This window comes from Parvimonas sp. KA00067 (genome assembly GCF_001553085.1).
GTDB classification, from domain to species: domain Bacteria; phylum Bacillota; class Clostridia; order Tissierellales; family Peptoniphilaceae; genus Parvimonas; species Parvimonas parva.
Genome location: NZ_KQ960138.1, coordinates 1 through 5,518 on the forward strand (window position 1 = coordinate 1; position 5,518 = coordinate 5,518).

At 28.0% G+C, this 5,518-nt stretch carries 3 protein-coding genes and 1 pseudogene; all 4 read left to right on the forward strand.

Features of this window, described 5'->3' with window-relative positions:
* Window positions 1-204: 204 nt before the first annotated feature.
* Window positions 205-2,730, forward strand: coding sequence for a ribonucleoside-diphosphate reductase subunit alpha (locus HMPREF3181_RS00565; protein WP_068471972.1), 2,526 nt, complete (start codon window positions 205-207; stop codon window positions 2,728-2,730).
* Window positions 2,731-2,742: 12 nt separating this feature from the next.
* Complete coding sequence (locus HMPREF3181_RS00570) at window positions 2,743-3,792, forward strand: ribonucleotide-diphosphate reductase subunit beta (protein ID WP_068471974.1); 1,050 nt, start codon at window positions 2,743-2,745, stop codon at window positions 3,790-3,792.
* A gap of 178 nt (window positions 3,793-3,970) precedes the next feature.
* Window positions 3,971-4,915: a metal ABC transporter solute-binding protein, Zn/Mn family gene (locus HMPREF3181_RS00575; RefSeq protein WP_068471976.1), complete on the forward strand. Its 945-nt coding sequence runs from the start codon at window positions 3,971-3,973 to the stop codon at window positions 4,913-4,915.
* Window positions 4,916-4,924: 9 nt separating this feature from the next.
* Window positions 4,925-5,518: pseudogene (locus HMPREF3181_RS00580) on the forward strand (hypothetical protein); the annotation flags it as partial.

Sequence of the window (5,518 nt, forward strand, 5' to 3'; positions counted from 1 at the left end):
TTTTGTAAAAACACAAAACTATATTTATTATATCACATTTTTTATTTAATCAAAAATTTTTTAAACTACTAGTAGTTTTATTTTTGTTTAAGTAGAAATTTTTAAATAAAAATAAACAAATATACTATATATAGTTTAAAATAAAAATTTTATTCTATATATATTTTGTTTTGTATTGGGTATAAATGACCAGAGGTGATTTATTTGAAGATTATAAAGAGGGATTTATCAGAGGTTTTATTTGATATTTCAAAGATTGAGAATGCAATTTACAAGGCATTTGTTAGTGTTGGTGATGAAGATAAAAAAATTCTTTCAAAAAATTTAGCGAATGAAGTTTTTGAAAATATTTTGAAAGACAAGGGAGAAAATGTAAGTATAAGTGTTGAAGAAGTTCAAGATTATGTTGAAAAGACTTTAACTAAAAATAATCATTATGATACTTTGAAAAGTTACATTTTATATAGAGAAAAGAGAAATTCTTTGAGAAAGGAATTAAATTCTTTTAGAGAATATATTGAAGATGAGAATTTAATTGAAATTTTTGCAAAAATTCAAAAAGATTTTTCAACTGAAGGTTATGAGCTTGATAGGTTATTTAGAAAATTTTTATCTTTTGTTAAGCCTAATTCAACTTTGAATGAAAAGGTTGAGCTTTTGATAAAGGCATCTTCTGAATTAACTTCAAAAGAAAATCCAAATTGGGAGTACATTTCTGCGAGAATTTATGCTTATAAGATTCATAAAGGAATTTCTAATTACGAAAAGGAATTGCATATTGTTGACTTTAAATCAAAGATAAAAGTTTTAACTAAACTTAATTTATATGGGGCATATATTCTGGAAAATTACTCTAATGATGATATTGATGAACTTGAAAAATATATGGATAATTCAAGAGATGAACTATTTACTTATTCATCTTTAGATTTAGTTTATAAAAGATATTTAATATGCGATTCACATAAAAAGGTAATTGAAACAATGCAAGAAATGTTTATGGGAATTGCAATGCATCTTGCTATTCCTGAAAAAGATAGGGTTTCTTTTGCTAAAAAAGTTTATGATGTACTTAGCAATTTAAAGGCAACTGTTGCAACTCCTACGATGTCGAATGCAAGAAAGCCGTTTCATCAACTTTCTTCTTGTTTCATAGATACTGTTCCTGACACTCTAAAGGGAATTTACAGAAGTATTGATAATTTTGCACAAGTTTCTAAACATGGTGGTGGAATGGGACTTTATTTTGGCAAGGTTCGTGCAACAGGTTCAGATATTCGTGGCTTTAAAGGTGTTGCAGGTGGAGTTATAAGGTGGATAAAACTTGCAAATGATACAGCTGTTGCTGTTGACCAACTTGGTGTTAGACAAGGTTCTTGTGCTGTGTATTTAGATGTTTGGCATAGAGATGTTCCTGAATTTTTAAATCTTAGAACAAATAACGGCGATGATAGAATGAAAGCACATGATGTTTTTCCTGCAATTTGTTTTCCAAATCTATTTTGGCGTTTAGCAAAGGAAAATATAAATTCTAATTGGTATTTATTCTGTCCTCATGAAGTAAAGGAAGTAATGGGATTTTGTTTAGAAGATTTTTATGGAGAAGCATGGGAAGAAAAATATAAACTTTGCATTAAAGAGCCGAGACTTGATAAGAGGGTTTTAACCGTTAAAGATTTAGTTAAGTTGATTCTAAAAAGTCAGGTTGAAACGGGAACTCCTTTTATATTTAATAGAGATAATGCGAATAATACAAATCCAAATTCACATAAAGGAATGATTTACTCTTCAAATCTTTGTACTGAAATTATGCAGAATATGAGTGAGATTTTAGATAGTGAAGAAAAGATTATGCAAATAGATGGAGAAGAACATGTTGTTACTGATGTAAAGGCAGGAGATTTTGTTGTTTGTAATCTTGCAAGTCTTGTTCTTGGAAATATAGATTTGAAAAATGATGATGAAATGGAATTTGTCGTTTCGACAATGGTAAGAGCTTTGGATAATGTAATTGACTTAAATTACTATCCAACACCTTTTGCTAAGATAACAAATTCAAAATACAGAGCAATCGGACTTGGAACAAGTGGTTATCATCATGCTCTTGTTAAAAATAAAATTATGTGGCAAACTGATGAACATTTGGAATTTATGGATAAAGTTTATGAAAAGATAAATTATTTTGCAATTAAGGAAAGCTCAAAAATTGCAGAAGAAAAGGGAAGTTACAAATATTTTGAAGGCTCAGATTGGGAAAATGGAAAATATTTTGAAAAAAGAGAGTACAATTCTAAAAAATGGCTTGAGCTTAAAGAAAAAGTTTCAAAAAACGGTCTTAGAAATGCATATCTTTTAGCAGTTGCACCAACAGGCTCAACTTCGATTATTGCAGGAACTACGGCAGGTGTTGACCCTGTTATGATGAGATATTTTCTTGAAGAAAAGAAAGGTTCAATTATTCCAAGAGTTGCTCCGGATTTAACTCCTGAAACTTTTTGGCTTTATGAAAATGCTCACGAAGTTGACCAAACTTGGTCTATAAGAGCAGGTGGAGTTAGACAAAGACATATTGACCAAGGACAAAGTTTGAATCTTTACATTACAACTGATTACAAGATGAGTCAAATTTTAAAACTTCTGATTTTATCTTGTGAAGTTGGATTGAAAAGTATTTATTATATAAGAAGTAAAAGTTTAGATATTGAAGAATGTGATAGCTGTTCAGCTTAGAAAGGAAAGATTATGAAATTAAATAAAAAAGCTCTTTTTAATGAAAATGGAGATATTGAATTATCAAAAAGAAAAATGATAAATGGAAATACTACAAACTTAAATGATTTTAATAATGTAAAATACACTTGGACAACTGAATGGTATCGTAATGCGATGAATAACTTTTGGATTCCTGAAGAAATTAATTTATTTCAAGATTTAAAAGATTATAAGGTAATGGACGAATATGAAAAAACTGCTTTTGATAAAGTTTTAAGTTTTCTTATATTTTTAGATAGTATTCAAACTGCTAATCTTCCATACATTGGGGAATATATTACTGCAAATGAAATTAATCTTTGCCTTACAATTCAAGCGTATCAAGAGGCTGTGCATTCACAAAGCTATGGCTATATGTTAGATAGTATTTGTTCGCCTGAAGAGAGAATAAATATTTTATATCAATGGAGAGATGATAAGCATCTTCTTGCAAGAAATAAATTTATTGGTGATTTATACAACGAATTCCAAGAAAACAAAGACCCATATAGCTTAGTAAAAACTATGGTTGCAAACTATATCTTAGAGGGAGTTTATTTTTATTCAGGTTTTATGTTCTTCTACAATTTAGGAAGAAATGGTAAAATGCCAGGCTCAGTACAAGAAATCAGATATATAAATAGAGATGAAAATACGCATCTTTGGTTATTCAAAAAAATGATTTTAGAATTACAAAATGAAGAGCCTGAACTTTTTACAGAAGAAAAAGTTGCTGTGTATAAAGAGATGATTAAAACAGGCGTTGAGCAAGAAATTGCTTGGGGACAATATGTTTTAGGTGAAAATATACCGGGACTTACAATGCAAATGGTTGAAGATTATATAAAATATCTTGGAAATCTTAGAAGTACAGCTTTAAACTTTGGTAAACTTTATGACGGATATGATGAAGAACCGGAAAGTATGAAGTGGGTTAGTGAGTATTCAGACCCTAATGCAATAAAAACAGATTTCTTTGAGGCAAAACCATCAGCATATTCAAAGTCAAGCATAATAGATGACGATTTAGATGATCTATAAAAAACAAAATTAAATATAAAAATAAATTAAAAACTAACTTTTTTTCAATTAGTTAGTTTTTTTATTGAAAAAATTTATATTAAATTTAGTTTAACTATTGAAAAATAAAATTAATAGTAGTATAATATTAACACAAATAGGAATTATTTGCATTAAAATTTTTTAAAGGGGGATTATTATGAATATTAAATTTAAAAAAATTATTTCAATGATTATTGTTGCATGTATTTTTTTAGTAGGTTGTTCTTCAAGTAAGAATGACAAAACAAAAGAAATAGCAACTACTGAACAAAAAGGCAGAAAAAAAGTCATTTATACTACATTTTTTCCGGTAACTTATTTAACAAATAGTATTGTTGGAGATAAAATGGAGATAAAAACAATTATAAAAGGAAATCAGGAGCCTCACTCATTTGAAATAAAAACAAATGATATGAAAGATATTTTAGAGGCTGATTTAATAATTTATAATGGAGCAAATATGGAAAGTTTTATTCCGGATTTGGAATCAGTTGTTAATGATAAAAATAAGTTTTTGAATATGTCTCAAGGACTAACTCTTTTAGATAATGGAGATGGACTTTCAGACAAACACGAAATGGTAAATCCACATACTTGGCTTAGTATAAAAAATGCAATTATTCAACTTGATACTATTTATAAAAAAGTTTCTTCTATAGATCCAGAAAATGAAGCATATTATAAAGAAAATTTAAAAAAAGCACAAGATGAATTTAGAGCTTTAGACAAAAAATTTGAAACAGAGCTTGCAAAAGTTAAAGATAAGGAAAAATATTTTGTTGTAAGTCATGCTGCTTTTAATTATCTTGCCAATGATTATGGATTAAAGCAAGTTGCAGTTACAGGTATTTCTCCTGAAAATGAACCTTCAGCAAAACAACTTCAAAAAATTGCCGAATTTGTTAAAGCACATAATATAAATACTATATTTTTTGAAGGAAAAGCAACTCCAAAGGTTGCTGAAACTCTTGCAAAAAATACTAACACAAAAACTTCAACTTTATATACTATGGAAAATTTAACTGACGAAGAAATTAAAATGGGCTATTTAAAATTAATGGAATTAAATTTAGAAGCGTTAGTTAAATCATTTAATGAATAGGGAGATATTATGAGTAAAAATTTAAAGAATAAAATAAATAGAATGAATTTGATTTTAGTTTGTAGTGCAATTCTACTTACAAGCTGTTCAAAAAAACAGGAAGAAAAGGAAAAAAGTTCTACAAAAAATTTTGAGTTTGTAGAAAAAGAAACAAATTATAAAAAGGATGAGACAACAGAAGTTTTAATTGATGCGGAAATAAAAAAGAGTGATATAGTTAGGTCATATAAACACGGAGACCACTGGCATGTGTTTACTAAAGACGGTAAAGAACATATTACTTATACAGACCCTTCAAAATTGGGAGATGGAAATTCACTTTCTCTTGTTAGTGTTGTTTCAAAGAGTAAATTAAGAGGATTAAATGTAACATCAATATTAAAACATGGGGATCACTGGCATGTTTATACTGCTGATGGGAATGAATATTTAACTTATGAAAATCCATCTAGTATGTTTCCTAATATTACTGTTGGAAATTATGTAGGCTCACATAGTTCTAATAGAAATAGAGGAAGTTCAAACAACTATTCACATGCTAATATTATTGAAGAGAAAAAAGATAGAGTTGTAAAGATTTTAAGACATGGAGATCATTGGCAT